At 63.0% G+C, this 19120-nt stretch carries 14 protein-coding genes and 4 tRNA genes; 15 read left to right on the top strand and 3 right to left on the bottom strand.

Translation table 11 applies throughout. The annotated features are described in order from the left end of the window. Positions 1-33 precede the first annotated feature (33 nt). The 13 genes from NX778_RS11980 to rpoC all read left to right on the top strand — a co-directional run bounded on the left by NX778_RS11980 (position 34) and on the right by rpoC (position 14288). Positions 34-119: transfer RNA gene (locus tag NX778_RS11980), tRNA-Tyr, on the top strand. A 45-nt stretch (positions 120-164) separates the two neighbouring features. After that, positions 165-238 (top strand) — tRNA-Gly (locus NX778_RS11975). 27 nt (positions 239-265) lie between these two features. Then, positions 266-340: transfer RNA gene (locus tag NX778_RS11970), tRNA-Thr, on the top strand. A gap of 80 nt (positions 341-420) precedes the next feature. Further along, positions 421-1611, top strand: a complete 1191-nt coding sequence (gene tuf, locus NX778_RS11965; RefSeq protein ID WP_258811969.1) for an elongation factor Tu — start codon at positions 421-423, stop codon at positions 1609-1611. 115 nt (positions 1612-1726) lie between these two features. After that, a tRNA-Trp gene (locus NX778_RS11960) sits at positions 1727-1802 on the top strand. A 36-nt stretch (positions 1803-1838) separates the two neighbouring features. Continuing rightward, positions 1839-2228: a preprotein translocase subunit SecE gene (gene secE / locus NX778_RS11955; protein WP_258811968.1), complete on the top strand. Its 390-nt coding sequence runs from the start codon at positions 1839-1841 to the stop codon at positions 2226-2228. Continuing rightward, complete coding sequence (gene nusG, locus NX778_RS11950) at positions 2228-2854, top strand: transcription termination/antitermination protein NusG (RefSeq protein WP_258811967.1); 627 nt, start codon at positions 2228-2230, stop codon at positions 2852-2854. Before secE ends, nusG begins: the two co-directional genes overlap by 1 nt. Before the next feature lie 160 nt (positions 2855-3014). Continuing rightward, a complete protein-coding gene (gene rplK, locus NX778_RS11945) occupies positions 3015-3446 on the top strand; it encodes a 50S ribosomal protein L11 (protein ID WP_258811966.1) in 432 nt (143 codons plus the stop codon). Beyond that, positions 3446-4153 carry a 50S ribosomal protein L1 gene (gene rplA, locus NX778_RS11940; RefSeq protein ID WP_258811965.1) on the top strand — a complete coding sequence of 236 codons (708 nt, stop codon included), beginning with the start codon at positions 3446-3448 and terminating at the stop codon, positions 4151-4153. The genes rplK and rplA overlap by 1 nt, the downstream gene beginning before the upstream one ends. A gap of 309 nt (positions 4154-4462) precedes the next feature. After that, complete coding sequence (gene rplJ, locus NX778_RS11935; protein ID WP_258811964.1) at positions 4463-4963, top strand: 50S ribosomal protein L10; 501 nt, start codon at positions 4463-4465, stop codon at positions 4961-4963. A 64-nt stretch (positions 4964-5027) separates the two neighbouring features. Then, complete coding sequence (gene rplL / locus NX778_RS11930; protein WP_258811963.1) at positions 5028-5408, top strand: 50S ribosomal protein L7/L12; 381 nt, start codon at positions 5028-5030, stop codon at positions 5406-5408. A gap of 352 nt (positions 5409-5760) precedes the next feature. After that, positions 5761-9870, top strand: a complete 4110-nt coding sequence (gene rpoB / locus NX778_RS11925) for a DNA-directed RNA polymerase subunit beta (RefSeq protein WP_258811962.1) — start codon at positions 5761-5763, stop codon at positions 9868-9870. Between the two features lie 167 nt (positions 9871-10037). After that, positions 10038-14288 (top strand): DNA-directed RNA polymerase subunit beta', encoded by a 4251-nt coding sequence (gene rpoC, locus NX778_RS11920; protein WP_258811961.1) that lies wholly within the window; start codon positions 10038-10040, stop codon positions 14286-14288. Between the two features lie 184 nt (positions 14289-14472). Here rpoC and NX778_RS11915 read toward each other — a convergent pair whose 3' ends face one another. After that, positions 14473-14991: a GNAT family N-acetyltransferase gene (locus NX778_RS11915; protein ID WP_258811960.1), complete on the bottom strand. Its 519-nt coding sequence runs from the start codon at positions 14989-14991 to the stop codon at positions 14473-14475. Then, on the bottom strand, positions 14988-15392 hold the full coding sequence (rnk, locus tag NX778_RS11910; RefSeq protein ID WP_258811959.1) for a nucleoside diphosphate kinase regulator: 405 nt from the start codon (positions 15390-15392) through the stop codon (positions 14988-14990). The genes NX778_RS11915 and rnk overlap by 4 nt, the downstream gene beginning before the upstream one ends. Before the next feature lie 404 nt (positions 15393-15796). On the opposite strand from rnk, the gene NX778_RS11905 reads away from it, so the two are divergent. Together NX778_RS11905 and sodC are read left to right on the top strand one after the other, a co-directional pair. Then, positions 15797-16801, top strand: coding sequence for a helix-turn-helix transcriptional regulator (locus tag NX778_RS11905; RefSeq protein WP_258811958.1), 1005 nt, complete (start codon positions 15797-15799; stop codon positions 16799-16801). A gap of 94 nt (positions 16802-16895) precedes the next feature. After that, positions 16896-17417: a superoxide dismutase [Cu-Zn] SodC gene (gene sodC / locus NX778_RS11900; protein WP_258811957.1), complete on the top strand. Its 522-nt coding sequence runs from the start codon at positions 16896-16898 to the stop codon at positions 17415-17417. Positions 17418-17472: 55 nt separating this feature from the next. Here the strand turns inward: sodC and NX778_RS11895 are convergent, their stop codons facing one another. Next, positions 17473-19101 carry a M28 family peptidase gene (locus NX778_RS11895; protein ID WP_258812173.1) on the bottom strand — a complete coding sequence of 543 codons (1629 nt, stop codon included), beginning with the start codon at positions 19099-19101 and terminating at the stop codon, positions 17473-17475. Positions 19102-19120: the final 19 nt, after the last annotated feature.

Raw genomic sequence — 19120 nt, 5'->3', positions numbered from 1 at the left:
TTTGTGCTTGCTTCATACTCTGCGGTTCTTCGCGGTGGGGTGGCCGAGTGGTTAAAGGCAGCAGACTGTAAATCTGCCCTCTTACGAGTACGCTGGTTCGAATCCAGCCCCCACCACCAAAGTTACGCAGGAATCGCGAAAGCGGTTGCAGGAAATACCTCGAAGCGGGTGTAGCTCAATGGTAGAGCTGAAGCCTTCCAAGCTTAAGACGAGGGTTCGATTCCCTTCACCCGCTCCAGTGATTCATGCTTGCAACGAATTAAAAGCCCTTGTAGCTCAGTGGTAGAGCACTCCCTTGGTAAGGGAGAGGCCACGTGTTCAATCCACGTCAAGGGCACCAGAATTTGGCAGTATATTGAAAATCGACGGCGGGGCGCGCGCCCGGCTTCTTGTAAATCGTTAGGACGTTAGGAGTCTAAAATGGCAAAGGAAAAATTCGAACGGACCAAGCCGCACGTGAACGTCGGCACCATTGGCCACGTTGACCACGGCAAGACCACCCTGACGGCGGCGATCGCAACCGTTCTGTCGAAGAAATTCGGCGGCGAAGCCAAAGCCTACGACCAGATCGATGCAGCGCCGGAAGAAAAGGCACGCGGCATCACCATCAACACCGCGCACGTCGAGTACGAGACCGCCAACCGTCACTACGCTCACGTTGACTGCCCGGGCCACGCCGACTACATCAAGAACATGATCACCGGTGCCGCCCAGATGGACGGCGCGATCCTGGTGTGCTCCGCTGCCGACGGCCCGATGCCGCAGACCCGCGAGCACATCCTGCTGGCTCGCCAGGTGGGTGTCCCGTACATCATCGTGTTCCTGAACAAGTGCGACCTGGTCGACGACGCGGAACTGCTGGAACTGGTCGAAATGGAAGTGCGCGAACTCCTGTCGAAGTACGAGTTCCCGGGCGACGACCTGCCGATCATCAAGGGTTCGGCACGTATGGCGCTGGAAGGCCAGGCTGGCGAAATGGGCGAAGACGCGATCATGCGCCTGGCCGACGCGCTGGACACCTATATCCCGACCCCGGAGCGTGCCGTTGACGGCGCCTTCCTGATGCCGGTGGAAGACGTGTTCTCGATCTCGGGCCGCGGTACCGTGGTGACCGGTCGTGTCGAGCGCGGCATCATCAAGGTCGGCGAAGAGATCGAAATCGTCGGCATCGTCGACACCGTCAAGACCACCGTCACCGGCGTCGAAATGTTCCGCAAGCTGCTGGACCAGGGCCAGGCTGGCGACAACGTCGGTCTGCTGCTGCGCGGCACCAAGCGTGAAGACGTCCAGCGCGGCCAGGTCCTGGCCAAGCCGGGCTCGATCAAGCCGCACACCAACTTCACTGGCGAAGTGTACGTCCTGTCGAAGGAAGAAGGCGGTCGTCACACCCCGTTCTTCAACAACTACCGTCCGCAGTTCTACTTCCGTACGACTGACGTGACCGGCTCGATCGAGCTGCCGGCCGACAAGGAAATGGTCATGCCGGGCGACAACGTGTCGATCACCGTCAAGCTGATCGCCCCGATCGCGATGGAAGAAGGCCTGCGTTTCGCAATCCGCGAAGGTGGCCGTACCGTCGGCGCCGGCGTGGTTGCCAAAATCCTCGCCTAAGCCTTTCCGGCTGCAGCGCCGGGGCAGGGTCGCAACCACCCTGCCCCGTCAACAAAGGCTTCCACCAAGTGTGTGCTTGGTGATACAATAGCCGATTCAACTGAGAAGTTTTCGTAGGGGCGTAGCTCAATTGGCAGAGCGTCGGTCTCCAAAACCGAAGGTTGGGGGTTCGATGCCCTCCGCCCCTGCCACCGAATCTGGTGCAGGGCACCGAAAGTAAAACTAGTATGTCTAATCAATCCGTGCAGACCGTCGGCAACCCGGGCGACAAGCTGAAGGTTGTGCTGGCGGTGGTTGCCACGATTGCAGGCGTCGTTGGCTTCTTCATCCTGAAGGGCCAGAACAAACCAGCCCTGGTCGCCGCCGGCGCCCTCGTGGCTGGTTTGGCTTTTGCCGTCCTGCTGCTGTGGACCTCCACCTCCGGCCGCGAATTCCTGGGCTTTGCCAAGGAAGCCGTTCGCGAAACCAAGAAGGTCGTGTGGCCGACCCGCAAGGAAGCCACCCAGATCACTGGCATCGTGTTTGCCTTCGTGCTGATGATGGCGATTTTCCTGTGGGGCACGGACAAGATCCTCGAATTTGTGCTGTACGACGTCATACTGGGCTGGAAACAATAATGAGCGAAAACGTGCAAGACAATGTGCCGGGCGATGTCCCGGCATCTGACGCTGGTGCTCACCCGGCGGGCGCTGGGGTAAGTGTTCCGGTCAGCAACAAGCGCTGGTACGTCGTCCACGTCTATTCCGGCATGGAAAAGAGCGTGATGCGCGCCCTCAACGAGCGCATCGCCCGTGGCGGCATGACCGAGCAGTTCGGCCAGATCCTGGTCCCGACCGAGGAAGTGGTCGAGGTCAAGAACGGCCAGAAGTCCGTGTCCGAGCGCCGTTTCTTCCCTGGCTACGTGCTGGTCGAGATGGAAATGACCGACGAGACCTGGCACCTGGTGAAGAACACGCCCAAGGTCACCGGCTTCATCGGCGGCAAGAGCAACAAGCCGACCCCGATCCCGGCGCGCGAAATCGACAAGATCATGCAGCAGGTGCAGGAGGGCGTGGAAAAGCCCCGGCCCAAGGTGCTGTACGAAGTGGGCGAGCAGGTCCGCATCAAGGACGGCCCCTTCACCGACTTCAACGGCAACGTCGAGGAAGTCAACTACGAGAAATCGAAAGTGCGCGTCTCGGTCACCATCTTCGGACGCGCCACACCGGTCGAACTGGAGTTCGGCCAGGTCGAAAAAGTGTAATCGGCAGCGCCGATTACATCCCCGCGCAGGCGGGGATCCCATGTTTACTAACGCCAATCGGAGCGTCGCAGCAGTCAGGCGGAATCCGGTAAGAGGAGCCCCGCTTGCGGCGTAGTAGCACGGCGGGGCGCTACTACTCAGATCCAACATAGGAGCCATCATGGCCAAGAAAATCGTTGGTTTTATCAAGCTGCAAGTGCCGGCTGGTAAAGCAAACCCGTCCCCCCCGATCGGCCCGGCGCTCGGTCAGCGCGGCCTGAACATCATGGAATTCTGCAAGGCGTTCAACGCCAAGACCCAGGGCATGGAACCTGGCATGCCGATTCCGGTGGTGATCACCGCCTTCGCCGACAAGTCCTTCACCTTCGAGATGAAGACCCCGCCGGCGACCTACCTGATCAAGAAATTCGCCGCCGTCACCAAAGGCTCGGCCAAGCCGCACACCGACAAGGTGGGCTCGCTGACCCGCGCCCAGGCTGAAGAAATCGCGAAGATCAAACAGCCCGACCTGACCGCCGCCGACGTCGACGCCGCTGTGCGCGTCATCGCTGGCTCGGCCCGTTCGATGGGCATCACGGTGGAGGGTATCTAATGGCTAAGCTGTCCAAACGCGTCAAGGCCATGAAGGCCAAGGTTGACCGCAACAAGGTGTTCGGCTTCGACGAAGCCGTCGGCATCATCAAGGAATTCGCAACCGCCAAGTTCAACGAGTCGATCGACGTCGCTGTCCAGCTGGGCGTGGACCCGAAGAAGTCGGACCAGGTGGTCCGCGGTTCGGTGGTCCTGCCGGCAGGCACTGGCAAGACCGTGCGCGTGGCCGTGTTCGCCCAGGGCGAAAAAGCTGAGCAGGCGAAAGCCGCCGGCGCCGACATCGTCGGCATGGAAGACCTGGCAGAGCGCGTCAAGGCCGGCGACATGCCGTTCGACATCGTGATCGCTTCGCCGGACACCATGCGTATCGTCGGTACCCTGGGCCAGATCCTGGGCCCGCGCGGCCTGATGCCGAACCCGAAAGTCGGCACCGTGACCCCGGACGTCGCTGGCGCCGTCAAGAACGCCAAGGCCGGCCAGGTCCAGTACCGCACCGACAAGGCAGGTATCGTGCACGCGACCATCGGCCGCAAGTCGTTCAGCGACGAGCAGCTCAAGTCCAACCTGGTCGCACTGATCGACGCCCTGAACCGCGCCAAGCCGGCAACGTCGAAGGGTATCTACCTGCGCAAGGTGGCGATCTCGTCGACCATGGGCGCCGGCGTCCGCGTCGACCACGCCACCCTGGGCGGCGCGGCTGCTGCTTAAGCGACGCGAAGCGTCGTCCCGGCGCAGGCCGGGATCCAGGTGTAAAGGTTTTTAGTATCAAGACCTCGCCCGCAAGGGCGGGGCGCATCTTTGGGCTGGCGGGATTTCCCGCCAGGTTATCAAAGACCGTTGGGCCGAATGCAGCAGGCAGGCAGGAGGTTAATACGCCACCCAACGCAGATGGCGAACCCGAACAAGTTTTGTAGTTATGCTGCGTAGTCTCACCGCGTAAGTTTGACTTCTAAACTTCGGACGCCGTGTTCGAACCGGTGGAAGGCATCAGCCGACCATCATTTTAGGAGGTTGACCGTGGGTCTTAATCTGAATGACAAAAAGGCCGTCGTCGCCGAAGTTTCCGCAAAAGTAGCAACTGCGCAAACGATCGTCGTGGCCGAGTACCGTGGCATTCAGGTGTCTCACTTGACGCAACTCCGTGCAAAAGCCCGCTCCCAGGGCGTGTACCTGCGTGTTCTGAAGAACACCCTGGCACGTCGCGCTGTGGAAGGCACGCAATTTGCCCCGCTGGCAGATTCCATGACCGGCCCGCTGATCTACTCGATCTCGGACGACGCCGTTGCCGCCGCAAAAGTCATCGCTGACTTTGCGAAAACCAACGACAAGCTGGTCCTGAAAGCTGGTAACTACGCAGGCAAACAGCTCGACGTAGCTGGCGTGACCGCGTTGGCAAGCATCCCGAGCCGTGAAGTCCTCATCGCCCAGCTGCTGGGCGTCATGCAGGCACCGGTGTCGGGCTTTGCACGTGTTCTGGCTGCAGTTGCAGCGAAAAAAGGCGAAACCGAAGCCGCGTAATCGGCTCGACGTCTTTTTCTCAAGTACACATCTGAACTACATTCAATAAAATCTGGAGTTACAAATGGCAATTAGCAAAGAAGAGTTCCTGGACGCAGTTGGCGCAATGTCGGTCATGGAACTGAACGACCTGGTCAAGGCATTCGAAGAGAAATTCGGCGTGTCGGCCGCTGCAATGGCAGCGCCGGCAGCTGGCGGTGCCGCTGGCGCCGGCGCAGCTGCTGCTGAAGAGCAGACCGAGTTCAACCTGGTGCTGGCTGAAGTCGGCGCGAACAAGGTCGGCGTCATCAAGGCCGTCCGCGAAATCACCGGCCTGGGCCTGAAGGAAGCCAAGGACCTGGTCGACGGCGCACCGAAGACCGTCAAGGAAGCCCTGCCGAAAGCAGACGCTGAAGCCGGCAAGAAGAAGCTGGAAGAAGCTGGCGCGAAAGCCGAGCTCAAGTAATAGCAGTACGCGATGGGCGGTCCACGGATCGCCCGGTCGCCGGAGTCAAAGCCTGCGAAACCCCGCCGGAAGGTGGGGCGTGCGGCTTTGGCTCTTTTGTCGTCTCTGTTGCAGAAGTAGTGTTGGTGGGGCAGCAGGGCGCGTTGGAAGCCATTTTAAGCTGGACAGCACGGTCAGTGAAATGGAATCCCGCGCGGAAACAACAACGGCAAGGCAGCACGGAAGTATTGGTAGCACCGCAGCACGCAGTCTTTTTAATTGGCGGGCAGTGCGAGACTTGAGGACTTGGTTGTGGGCACAAGCCACTGGCAAATCCTGAATTCTCATCCTTTCTGTCACTCACGGAGTGTCCATGCACTACTCATTCACTGAGAAGAAACGCATTCGCAAGTCCTTCGCGAAGCGCGCCAACGTTCACAACGTTCCCTATCTTCTGGCTACCCAGCTCGAGTCCTACGAGCAGTTCTTGCAGGAGACTGCCGCTCCGGTCGAACGCAAGAACGAGGGCCTGCAGTCGGCCTTCTCTTCGATCTTCCCGATCGTGTCGCACAACGGCTTTGCACGCCTCGAGTTCCTGTCCTATGTGCTGGGCGACCCCGCCTTCGACGTCAAAGAATGCCAGCAGCGCGGCCTGACCTTTGCCTCGCCGCTGCGCGCCAAGGTGCGCCTGGTGATCCTGGACAAGGAATCGCCGACCAAGCCGGTCGTCAAGGAAATGAAAGAGCAGGAAGTGTACATGGGCGAAATTCCGCTCATGACCGCCAACGGTTCCTTCATCATCAACGGCACCGAGCGCGTGATCGTGTCGCAGCTGCACCGTTCGCCGGGCGTGTTCTTCGAGCACGACCGCGGCAAGACGCACTCCTCGGGCAAGCTGCTGTTCTCGGCCCGCATCATTCCTTACCGCGGCTCGTGGCTGGACTTCGAGTTCGACCCGAAGGACATCCTGTTCTTCCGCGTCGACCGCCGCCGCAAGATGCCGGTGACGATCCTGCTGAAGGCCATCGGCATGACGCCGGAACAGATCCTGGCCAACTTCTTCGTGTTCGACAACTTCCTGCTGCGCCAGGAAGGCGGCGAGATGGAATTCGTGGCCGAGCGCCTGCGCGGTGAAGTCGCGCGCTTCGACATCGTTGACCCGAAGACCGGCAAGACCATCGTCACCAAGGACAAGCGCATCAACGCCAAGCACGTGCGCGACATCGAAAGCGCCGGCATCAAGCACATCTCGGTGCCGGAAGACTACCTGGTCGGCCGCGTGCTGGCCAAGAACATCGTCGACCAGGACACCGGCGAGATCATCGCCAGCGCCAACGACGAGCTGACCGATGAGCTGCTGGGCAAGCTGCGCGACGCCGGCATCAACGAGATCCAGACCCTGTACACCAACGACCTGGACCAGGGCGCCTACATCTCGTCGACCCTGCGCACCGACGACACCACCGACCAGATGGCCGCGCGCATCGCGATCTACCGCATGATGCGTCCGGGCGAACCGCCGACCGAAGAGTCGGTGGAAGCGCTGTTCAACGGCCTGTTCTACAGCCCGGAGCGCTACGACCTGTCGGCCGTCGGCCGCATGAAGTTCAACCGCCGCATCGGCCGCGACGAGCTGACCGGCGCGATGACGCTGTCGAACGAAGACATCCTGGCCGTCATCAAGATCCTGGTCGAACTGCGTAACGGCCGTGGCGAAGTGGACGACATCGACCACCTCGGCAACCGCCGCGTGCGCTGCGTGGGCGAACTGGCGGAGAACCAGTTCCGCGCCGGCCTGGTGCGCGTCGAGCGCGCCGTCAAGGAACGCCTCGGCCAGGCCGAAGCGGACAACCTGATGCCGCACGACCTGATCAACAGCAAGCCGATCTCGGCCGCGATCCGCGAATTCTTCGGCTCCTCGCAGCTGTCGCAGTTCATGGACCAGACCAACCCGCTGTCGGAAATCACCCACAAGCGCCGCGTTTCGGCCCTGGGCCCGGGCGGCCTGACCCGCGAACGCGCCGGCTTCGAGGTGCGCGACGTGCACCCGACCCACTACGGCCGCGTGTGCCCGATCGAAACGCCGGAAGGCCCGAACATCGGCCTGATCAACTCGCTGGCACTGCATGCCCGCCTGAACGAGTACGGCTTCCTGGAAACCCCGTACCGCCGCGTGGAAAACAGCGTCGCGACCGACAAGATCGACTACCTGTCGGCGATCGAAGAGGGCCGCTACATCATCGCCCAGGCCAATGCGACCCTGGACGAGAACGGCACGCTGCTCGACGAGCTGGTGTCGGCCCGTGAAGCGGGCGACCCGATCCTGGTGTCGCCGGAGCGCATCCAGTACATGGACGTGGCCCCGGGCCAGATCGTGTCGGTGGCGGCATCGCTGATCCCGTTCCTGGAGCACGACGACGCGAACCGCGCGCTGATGGGCGCCAACATGCAGCGCCAGGCCGTGCCTTGCCTGCGTCCGGAGAAGCCGTTCGTCGGCACCGGCATCGAGCGCACCGTGGCGGTCGACTCCGGCACCACCGTGCAGGCGACCCGTGGCGGCGTGGTGGACTACGTCGACGCCGGCCGTGTCGTGATTCGCGTCAATGACGACGAAGCGCAGGCCGGCGAGATCGGTGTCGACATCTACAACCTGATCAAGTACACCCGTTCCAACCAGAACACCAACATCAACCAGCGTCCGATCGTCAAGGTCGGCGACCGCGTGGCGCGCGGCGACGTCATCGCCGACGGCGCCTCGACCGACCTGGGCGAGCTGGCACTGGGCCAGAACATGCTGGTGGCGTTCATGCCGTGGAACGGCCTGAACTTCGAGGACTCGATCCTGATCTCGGAAAACGTCGTCAAGGATGACCGCTACACCTCGATCCACATCGAGGAACTGTCGGTGGTCGCACGCGACACCAAGCTCGGGCCGGAGGAAATCACCCGCGACATCTCGAACCTGGCCGAGAACCAACTGGCTCGCCTGGACGAGTCGGGCATCGTCTACATCGGCGCCGAAGTGCAAGCCGGCGACGTGCTGGTCGGTAAGGTCACGCCGAAGGGCGAGACCCAGCTGACCCCGGAAGAGAAGCTGCTGCGCGCGATCTTCGGCGAGAAGGCCTCGGACGTGAAGGACACCTCGCTGCGCGTGCCCTCGGGCATGGTCGGCACCGTGATCGACGTCCAGGTGTTCACCCGCGAAGGCATCCAGCGCGACAAGCGCGCCCAGCAGATCATCGACGACGAGCTGAAGCGTTTCCGCCTGGACCTGAACGACCAGCTGCGCATCGTCGAAGGCGACGCCTTCCAGCGTCTCGAGCGCATGCTCGTTGGCAAGATCGTCAACGGCGGTCCGAAGAAGCTGGCCAAGGGCGCCGCGATCACCAAGGACTACCTGGCTGACCTCGACCGCTTCCACTGGTTCGACATCCGCCCGGCCGACGACGACACCGCCAACGCCCTGGAGGCGATCAAGGAGTCGATCAACGAGAAGCGCCACCAGTTCGACCTGGCCTTCGAAGAGAAGCGCAAGAAGCTGACCCAGGGCGACGAGTTGCAGCCGGGCGTGCAGAAGATGGTCAAGGTCTACCTGGCCGTCAAGCGCCGCCTGCAATCGGGCGACAAGATGGCGGGCCGCCACGGTAACAAGGGTGTGGTGTCGCGCATCGTGCCGGTGGAAGACATGCCGTTCATGGCCGATGGTACCCCGGCCGACGTCGTGCTGAACCCGCTGGGCGTGCCGTCGCGTATGAACGTCGGCCAGATCCTCGAAACCCACCTCGGCTGGGCGGCGAAGGGCCTGGGCCTGCGCATCGGCGAGCTGCTGCGCGCCAAGGCGCAAGCGGACGACGTGCGCGCCTTCCTGCAGAAGATCTACAACGAGACCGGCAAGTCGGAAGACCTGGACAGCCTGTCGGACGACGAGATCCTGTCGCTGGCCAACAACCTGAAGAACGGCGTGCCGTTCGCGACCCCGGTGTTCGACGGTGCGCACGAGGAAGAAATCCGCCGCATGCTGGACCTGGCCTTCCCGGACCAGATCGCCAAGCACCTGGGCATGACCCCGTCGAAGAACCAGGTGACGATGCACGACGGCCGCACCGGCGAAGCGTTCGAGCGCAAGGTCACCGTGGGCTACATGCACATGCTGAAGCTGCACCACCTGGTCGACGACAAGATGCACGCCCGTTCGACCGGCCCGTACTCGCTGGTGACGCAGCAGCCGCTGGGTGGTAAAGCCCAGTTCGGCGGCCAGCGCTTCGGTGAGATGGAGGTGTGGGCGCTGGAAGCCTACGGCGCGTCCTACGTGCTGCAGGAAATGCTGACCGTGAAGTCGGACGACGTGAATGGCCGTACCAAGGTGTACGAGAACCTGGTCAAGGGCGACCACGTGATCGACGCCGGCATGCCGGAATCGTTCAACGTGCTGGTGAAGGAAATCCGTTCGCTGGGCATCGATATCGACCTGGAACGTACCTGATCGACATAGCCAGCGCGCACCGCTAGCGTAAAGACGTCGTCCCGGCGCAGGCCGGGACCCATGCTGAGTTTGCTACTTCGGACACTCAGCATGGGCTCCGGCCTCCGCCGGAGCGACGAGCTTAGCGGGTAGTAGTAAGTAAAGAATTCAATCACCTGGAGTGATCAATGAAAGCACTGCTCGATCTATTCAAGCAAGTTCAGCAAAACGAGAGCTTCGACGCCATCAAGATTGGCCTGGCGTCGCCCGATAAAATCCGTTCGTGGTCGTTCGGCGAAGTCAAGAAGCCGGAAACCATCAACTACCGCACCTTCAAGCCGGAGCGTGACGGCCTGTTCTGCGCCAAGATCTTTGGCCCGATCAAGGACTACGAGTGCCTGTGCGGCAAGTACAAGCGCCTGAAGCACCGCGGCGTGATCTGCGAGAAGTGCGGCGTCGAAGTTACCCTGGCCAAGGTGCGCCGTGAGCGCATGGGCCACATCGAGCTGGCCTCGCCGGTCGCCCACATCTGGTTCCTGAAGTCGCTGCCGTCGCGCCTGGGCATGGTGCTGGACATGACCCTGCGCGACATCGAGCGCGTCCTGTACTTCGAAGCATACGTCGTGACCGATCCGGGCATGACCCCGCTGAAGAAGTGCCAGATCATGTCGGAAGACGACTACGCCGCCAAGTACGAAGAGTACGGCGACGACTTCACCGCATTCATGGGCGCCGAGGGCATCCGTGAACTGCTGCGCTCGATCGACATCGACCGCGAAGCCGAAGCCCTGCGCGTCGAACTGAAAGAGTCGAAGTCGGAAGCCAAGATCAAGAAATACGCCAAGCGCCTGAAGGTGCTGGAGGCGTTCCAGCGCTCGGGCATCAAGCCGGACTGGATGATCATGGAAGTGCTGCCGGTGCTGCCGCCGGAACTGCGTCCGCTGGTGCCGCTGGATGGCGGCCGCTTCGCGACCTCCGACCTGAACGACCTGTACCGCCGCGTCATCAACCGCAACAACCGCCTGAAGCGCCTGATGGAGCTGCGCGCGCCGGAAATCATCACGCGCAACGAAAAGCGCATGCTGCAGGAAGCGGTCGACTCGCTGCTGGACAACGGCCGTCGCGGCAAGGCGATGACCGGCGCCAACAAGCGTCCGCTGAAGTCGCTGGCTGAAATGATCAAGGGTAAGGGCGGCCGTTTCCGCCAGAACCTGCTGGGCAAGCGCGTCGACTACTCGGGCCGTTCGGTCATCGTGGTCGGTCCGCAGCTGAAACTGCACCAGTGCGGCCTGCCGAAGCTGATGGCGCTGGAACTGTTCAAGCCCTTCATCTTCAACAAGCTGGAACTGATGGGTCTCGCGACCACCATCAAGGCCGCCAAGAAGCTGGTCGAACAGCAGGAGCCGGTGGTGTGGGACATCCTGGAAGATGTCATCCGCGAACACCCGGTCATGCTGAACCGTGCGCCGACCCTGCACCGTCTCGGTATCCAGGCCTTCGAGCCGGTCCTGATCGAAGGCAAGGCTATCCAGCTGCACCCGCTGGTCTGCGCCGCGTTCAACGCCGACTTCGACGGTGACCAGATGGCAGTCCACGTCCCGCTGTCGATCGAGGCACAGATGGAAGCCCGCACCCTGATGCTGGCTTCGAACAACATCCTGTTCCCGTCGAACGGCGAGCCGTCGATCGTGCCGTCGCAGGATATCGTGCTGGGCCTGTACTACGCGACCCGCGAGGCGATCAACGCCAAGGGCGAAGGCATGCTGTTCCCGGACGTGTCGGAAGTGATCCGCGCCTACGACAACAAGGAAGTCGAGCTGGCGACCCGCATCACCGTCCGTATCGTCGAGCATCCGAAGAACGAGCAGGGCGGCTTCGACCGCACCCTGACCCGCTACGAGACCACGGTCGGCCGTGCGATCCTGTCCGAGATCCTGCCGCAAGGCCTGCCGTTCTCGGTGCTGAACCGCGCGCTGAAGAAGAAGGAAATCTCGAAGCTGATCAACACCTCGTTCCGCAAGTGCGGCCTGCGCGCGACCGTCGTGTTCGCCGACAAGCTGATGCAGTCGGGCTTCCGCCTCGCGACCCGCGCCGGCATCTCGATCGCGGTCGACGACATGCTGATCCCGGACGTGAAGAAGACCTTGATCTCGACCGCCGAATCGGAAGTCAAGCAGATCGAGCAGCAGTACGCATCGGGTCTCGTCACCGCCGGCGAGCGCTACAACAAGGTGGTCGACATCTGGGGCAAGACCTCGGACGAAGTCGGCAAGGCCATGATGGACCAGCTGAAAGTCGAGCCGGTCACCAAGCGCGACGGCAGCCAGGGCACCCAGGAATCGTTCAACGCGATTTACATGATGGCCGACTCGGGCGCCCGTGGTTCGGCTGCCCAGATCCGCCAGCTGGCCGGTATGCGCGGCCTGATGGCGAAGCCGGACGGCTCGATCATCGAAACGCCGATTACCGCGAACTTCCGCGAAGGCCTGAACGTGCTGCAGTACTTCATCTCGACGCACGGCGCCCGTAAGGGTCTGGCCGACACCGCGCTGAAGACCGCGAACTCGGGTTACCTGACCCGCCGCCTGGTCGACGTGACCCAGGACCTGGTGGTGACCGAAGACGATTGCGGCACCAGCAACGGCACCCTGATGAAGGCGATGGTCGAAGGTGGTGAAGTGATCGAAGCCCTGCGCGACCGTATCCTCGGCCGCGTGGCAGGCACCGACATCGTCAATCCGGAGACGCAAGAAACCGTGTACGAAGCCGGCACCCTGCTGGACGAGGACATGGTCGAAGAGATCGAGCGCCTGGGCATCGACGAAGTCAAGGTCCGCACCCCGCTGAACTGCGAAACCCGCTACGGCCTGTGCGCCAAGTGCTACGGCCGCGACCTCGGCCGCGGCATGCTGGTCAACAGCGGCGAAGCAGTCGGTGTGGTGGCAGCGCAGTCGATCGGTGAGCCGGGTACCCAGCTGACCATGCGTACCTTCCACATCGGTGGTGCGGCATCGCGTGCGGCAGTGGCGTCGTCGGTGGAAGCCAAGTCGAACGGCACCATCCGCTTCACCGCGACCATGCGTTACGTCACCAACGGCAAGGGCGCGCTGATCGTCATTTCGCGTTCGGGCGAAGTGCTGATCACCGACGACCACGGCCGCGAGCGCGAGCGCCACAAGGTGCCGTACGGTGCGACCCTGGTGGTCAAGGACGGCATGGCGGTCAAGGCCGGCACCGTGCTGGCAACCTGGGACCCGCTGACCCGTCCGATCATTACCGAGTACGCCGGTACGATCAAGTTCGAAAACGTGGAAGAGGGCGTGACCGTCGCCCGCCAGGTGGACGAAGTGACCGGCCTGTCGACCCTGGTGGCGATCGACGCCAAGCGCCGCGGTTCGGGCAAGACCCTGCGTCCGCAGGTCAAGCTGCTGAACGACGAAGGCCAGGAAGTGAAGATCGCCGGCACCGAGCACGCCGTGACGATCGGCTTCCAGGTCGGCGCGCTGATCATGGTGAAAGACGGCCAGCAAGTGTCGGTGGGTGAAGTGCTTGCACGTATCCCGACCGAATCGCAGAAGACCCGTGACATTACCGGTGGTCTGCCGCGCGTTGCCGAGCTGTTCGAAGCCCGTTCGCCGAAAGATGCCGGCATGCTGGCGGAAGTCACCGGTACGGTCGCCTTCGGTAAAGAAACCAAGGGCAAGCAGCGCCTGGAAATCACCGACATGGACGGCAACAAGCACGAGTTCCTGATCACCAAGGACAAGCAAGTGCTGGTGCACGACGGCCAGGTGGTGAACAAGGGCGAGATGATTGTGGACGGCCCGGCCGATCCGCAAGACATCCTGCGCCTGCTGGGTATCGAAGCGTTGGCCCGCTACATCGTGGACGAAGTGCAGGACGTGTACCGTCTGCAGGGTGTGAAGATCAACGACAAGCACATCGAGGTGATCGTGCGCCAGATGCTGCGTCGTGTGCAGATCACCGATGCCGGCGACACCGACTACATCGTCGGCGAGCAGGTGGAGCGTTCGGAGCTGCTGGAAGAGAACGACCGCGTCAACGCCGTCAACAAGCTGCCGGCGCAGTACGAAAACGTGCTGCTGGGTATTACCAAGGCTTCGCTGTCGACCGACTCGTTCATCTCGGCCGCATCGTTCCAGGAAACCACCCGCGTGCTGACCGAAGCGGCGATCATGGGCAAGCGCGATGGTCTGCGCGGCCTGAAGGAAAACGTGATCGTTGGCCGCCTGATCCCGGGCGGTACCGGTCTCGCGTTCCACCGTGCGCGTAAGGAGAAGGAGCAGTGGGAGGCGGAAGAGCGCGCCCAGCTGCTGGCTCAGGAAAAAGCCAATATGGCTGCCGAGCTGCAGGCGATGGAAGACCAGGCCAACGCCACCCAGCACGAAACCGAAGCGCATCCGGGCGACGGCGAGTAATCGTCAGCTACCCCAGCAAAAACGGCACCCGCGGGTGCCGTTTTTTTTCGATATCGCCAACGTAAAGCGCGCGCTCTCCTTCACGCGCACCGTCGTCCCGGCGCAGGCAGGGATCGATGCCGAGTGTGCGGCTACGCGGCGGGTCCATGGGGCCCGGCCTTCGCCGGGACGACATGCTGAGTTATCAGGTGCCCGATGGTGGCAGAACTTCGCGGACCATGTAGAACGGCGAGCCCGGATATGTCTGAAGATTCTCGCGCTCGACCTCGTCGAGCTCGTCACGGCGTCGATAGCCCATACGTTCCCAGAACATCGACGATTCTTGAACGGCGACCAGCGCCGCATGCGCAAAACCCTGCGCGGCGGCACTGGCGAGTGCGACGTCCACCAGGTCGGAACCGAGCCCGGTTCCCGCCACGCGTTTGAGCACCGCCAGATCATGGAAGTACAGCGTATCGCCATCCGGCGCGATGCGAAAGGCGCCGTCGAGCGGCGTGATCTTTCCCAGCGTCGAAGGATAGGCGAACAGGTAGGCCGCGATGCCGTGCTCGTCCTCCGCCACCCAGCAATATTCAGCCGCGACCGCCATGCGTTCCTCGATGGTCAGCCGGTCTTCGCGCAGCACGGGCGGATAGCATTCGCGCTGGATCGCCATGATGGCGGCCAGGTCGGTGACGCGCGGCTGGCGGAAATCGCGTGTCATTGGCCCGCTCCAGCCGTTGCTTCCGCGTGGCTTAATACTTCAAGCACGCGCACATTCAGGCGCCCGGTCGGACCCGGCCAGTCGATGCGCGCGCCGGCTGACAATCCGAGCAGCGCGCTGCCCACCGGCGACAGAATGGAAATGCGATCCGGCCCGTCGGCCAGTTGCGCAGGGTAGGACAATGTCAGCGAAAACTCGTCCGAGGTGTTTTCCACGGCAAAGCGCACCTTGGAATTCATCGTGACGACGTCCGCCGGCATCTCGTCCGGCTCGCGGATGTCGGCCCGCTCCAGCTCCTCGGCCAAAGCATCCTTGATTGCGTTCATCGACATCGGCAGGTGGGCGAGCAATTGCTCGATCTGTTCGAGATCGCGCGAGGAAATAATCAGGTCTGGTTTCATATCGTCTTTCAAATTCGTTTGCGGCGGCTGCGCCGCGGCATGGCGGAGCCGCCGGATTGGTCGTGTCTTGGAGATGGGAGGCTCGGCGGGGCGGGGGGATCCGAAGATCCTCTCTCAAGCCCTCACCGAGCCAAAGAGAGCCAGGCGTAGCCTCGCGTGCGGGAGGGGCAGGCGATCGCCAGCGCGAGCGCGCACGCATCCACCGCCGCTCCGATGGAGGGCGCGCATGCCTGCTGCCGCGATGTGCGATATGTGCTCACTTTGACGATGCGGTGAATTTGTCTAGACGAGTATAGACCGTATGCCTGTGGTGTCAACACAGGCTCAATAGCCGGCAAAAGTTGACATTTTGACCTGTAAAGATCAGTATTCGGTAAATCTCTTTCTTGTAATCAACATTCCTCGTGTCGCGTAAAAAGAATAGCCGTCAATGGGCGCGCTTGCGGGTGCTGTGCTCGACCGGCCTGCCGCTGATGACGATCGTGCCCGATGCGTTCGCGCTGGTGCGGGAGCTGATCCCGAACACCGCCGCGACGCTGTTCCTGCGCGCCGACAGCCCGGATGCGCGCGAACAGCAGGCGCTGGACGACACCGTCGTCGCCGCGCTGCCGCCGCCCAATGGCTATTACTTCAGCGACTCCAGCAGCTTCGCCGCGGTGCGCGAAGACGATTACGAGCACGTGATCGACCAACCCCTCGAGCACGGCGCCGAAGCGCTGGGCACGGTGACCCTGCTGCGCAACGGCCCGGCCTTCGATGCCGACGACGAGGAAGACCTGGGCCGCGTCGCCACCTATTTTGAATTCGCGCTGCGCAACGCATCGGCGCCGGCCACCGGCCTGTCGGGCGTGATCGAGGACGAGGCCATGCTGCTCGCGACCACAGGCGGCCACATCCTGTTCCTGAGCGATTCCGCGGGCGCCATGCTGGACCAGCTCGCCTTGCAGGAGCGCGCCGCGTTCGACCGCCTGAAGCTGCCCCCGTTCGGCCTGCGCCTGGTCGAGTCCGTGATGTATGGCGACCGCTACCCGTGGCGCCTGCCCTCCAGCACGCTGGCGATGGCGGGCGGGGTGCTGGAGGCGCGCGCCCAGTGGATGAGCTCGGGCGGCCTGTCGCTGGCGTCCTCGCTGCAAGCCGACCACAGCCGTACCATCGGCATCTTCCTCAAGTACGTCGTGCCGATGCCCCTGCGGATCTGGCGCGCGCTAAGCACGGTAGAACTGTCGCCGCAACAGATGGAAGTGGCATACTGGATGGGCGTGGGTGGCGGGCGCGAGGCTGCGCGCGCACGGATGGATGTGAGTGATGCCGTGCTGCGTGACTGTGTGAAAGCGGTCTACGAAAAATTCGGCTGCACATCGGAGGCGGGTCTCCTCGCCATCCTGCGCCCGGCCGTCTCGCGTATGTGAAGCACATGCTCATCGATGTCCCCCATGGATGGGGATAGCTTACACAAAGTTGAGAAAGTACTATTTTCGCTTCAATTGGGAGGGGAGAAATAGCATGAAGAAACAATTCTTTGTGGCTGCTTGCCTGTGCTGCGCGGCAATCTCAGCCGGGGCTGCGGAGCTGCAGGTGAAGATGAACGTGCTGTCGGAGACGGGCATCGGCGCGTCTGCGGGCACGGTCACCATTTCGGAATCGCCGTACGGGCTGGTGTTCACGCCGGCGCTGTCCGGCATCGCGCCGGGACTGCATGGTTTCCACGTGCATGAAACCGGTAACTGCGGTCCGGCGCAGAAGGACGGCAAGGCAGTGGCAGGGGGCATGGCGGGCGGGCATTACGATCCGGCCGGGAGCAAGCATCACGGCCTGCCCTGGGGTGATGGGCATCTCGGCGACCTGCCTGCGTTGTTCGTGGATATGAACGGTAACGCCAGCAATCCCGTGCTCGCGCCGCGCCTGAAACTGGCTGACGTGAAGGGGCGGGCGCTGATGGTACACGTGGGCGGGGATAATCACTCGGATCATCCGGCGCCGCTGGGTGGCGGGGGCGCGCGGCTGGTGTGCGGCGTTATTGAGTAAGCCACTGAGCTAGCAAGATGGGGTTCCCGCGAACGCGGGAACCCCATTTCGCATTTTAGTTCGACGTCGCGCGCGCCTTGCCAAACGGATCGCCCGCCTTCCACGCCGGCATCTTCGGCGCATTGGCGATCGCCTGCCCCAGGTTCAGCGTGAACTGCGCCTGCTGCACCATGCCCGACAGATCCCACGCCGGATCGTACTCGTCCGTCACCTGGTGGTAGCGCGGCCCGTAGGCCTTGGACTTGGCGTTGTTGGCCTCCACGTCCTTCACCCACGCATGGCCGCCGCCAACCGAGAACGCCGGGATGCCCGCTTTCGCGAAGCTGAAGTGGTCGCTGCGGAAGTAGCCGCCGGACAGGTCCGGATGCGCCGGCGCCGGCACCAGCTTCATCTTCTTGGCGGTGGCCACGGCCATTGCGTTCAGTTCGGTACGCTCGCTGCCCTGGATGCCGACGTCCTCGACCAGGCCGATCCAGTTCAGGCTGTCCAGGTTCAGGTCGGCGGCGGTCTTCGCGGCCGGCCACAGCGGGCTCGATGCATAGGCCGCGCTGCCCAGCAGCCCCTGTTCTTCGGCCGCCACCCACAGGAACATCTGCGAGCGCTTGGCCGGCGCGCGCACCGCTTCCTGTGCCATCGCCAGCAGCGCCGCGCTGCCGGACGCGTTGTCCACCGCGCCGTTGTAGATATTGTCCTTGCCGTCGCCGTTCTTGCCCAGGTGGTCCCAGTGCGCGCTGTAGATTACCAGCTCGTCCTTCAGCTTGGGATCGGTCCCGGGCACGATGCCGGCCACGTTGAATTCGTCCAGCTTGCGCACTTCGGCGCGGGTCTCGCCCTTGATGCGCGCGCCCAGCGGCACCGGCTTGAACGATTTGTCCTCGGCCGCGGCGCGCAGCTTGTCGAGGTCGAAGCCGCTGGCGGCGAACAGCTTCTTCGCCGTGTCATCGGTGATCCAGCCCTGCAGGCCGGTGCCCAGCTCGCGCTCGGATAGCTGGAAACGCTCGCCCATCCAGCTGTTCTGCACCACGCTCCAGCCGTAGGATGCGGACGGCGTGGTGTGGATCAGCAGCACGCCGGCGCAATTGCGGCGCGCGGCTTCCTCGAACTTGTAGGTCCAGCGGCCGTAGTAGGTCAGCCCTTTGCCGTTGAAGCGGTTCGGCTCGGCCTCGGTCGGCATCGGGTCGTTGACCATCACCACCAGCACCTTGTCCTTGCAGTCCAGGCCCTTGAAGTCGTCCCAGCCGCCTTCTTCCGGCGCCGTGATGCCGTAGCCGGCGAATACCAGCTCGTAATCCAGCTCGTGCACCGGCTGCGCGTCGCCCGGCGCCCACACCCAGTCGGTGCCGAAGGCCAGCGGCAGCGGCTGGCCGCCCGCGACCACGGTCACGCTACTTTGCGCCGGCAGCGCCTTCACGCCGGCGATCTTCACCGGCTGCAGGAAGCTGTTGCCGTTCGCCGGCTTCAAGCCGATCGCCAGCGCCTGGGTTTCGAGGTATTTCACCGCGAGCTGGCCGCCGCGCTGGCCGGTGCCGCGGCCCTCGACCAGGTCGGACGACAGGAAATCGAGGTGGGCGCGCAGCGGCGCCTCTTGGACGACCGGGCCGACCACGACTTTGGTGGCGGCCTGCGCCGGGTACGCCATTGCCAGGCTGGTGGCCAGGATGGTGGCGGTGGTGAGCTTCTTCATGGGTTCGAGCGGGAAGTTG

This window comes from Massilia terrae (assembly GCF_024753145.1).
In the GTDB taxonomy this organism is placed as follows: Bacteria; Pseudomonadota; Gammaproteobacteria; order Burkholderiales; family Burkholderiaceae_D; genus Telluria; species Telluria terrae.
This window is presented reverse-complemented; position numbering and strand designations above follow the sequence as displayed.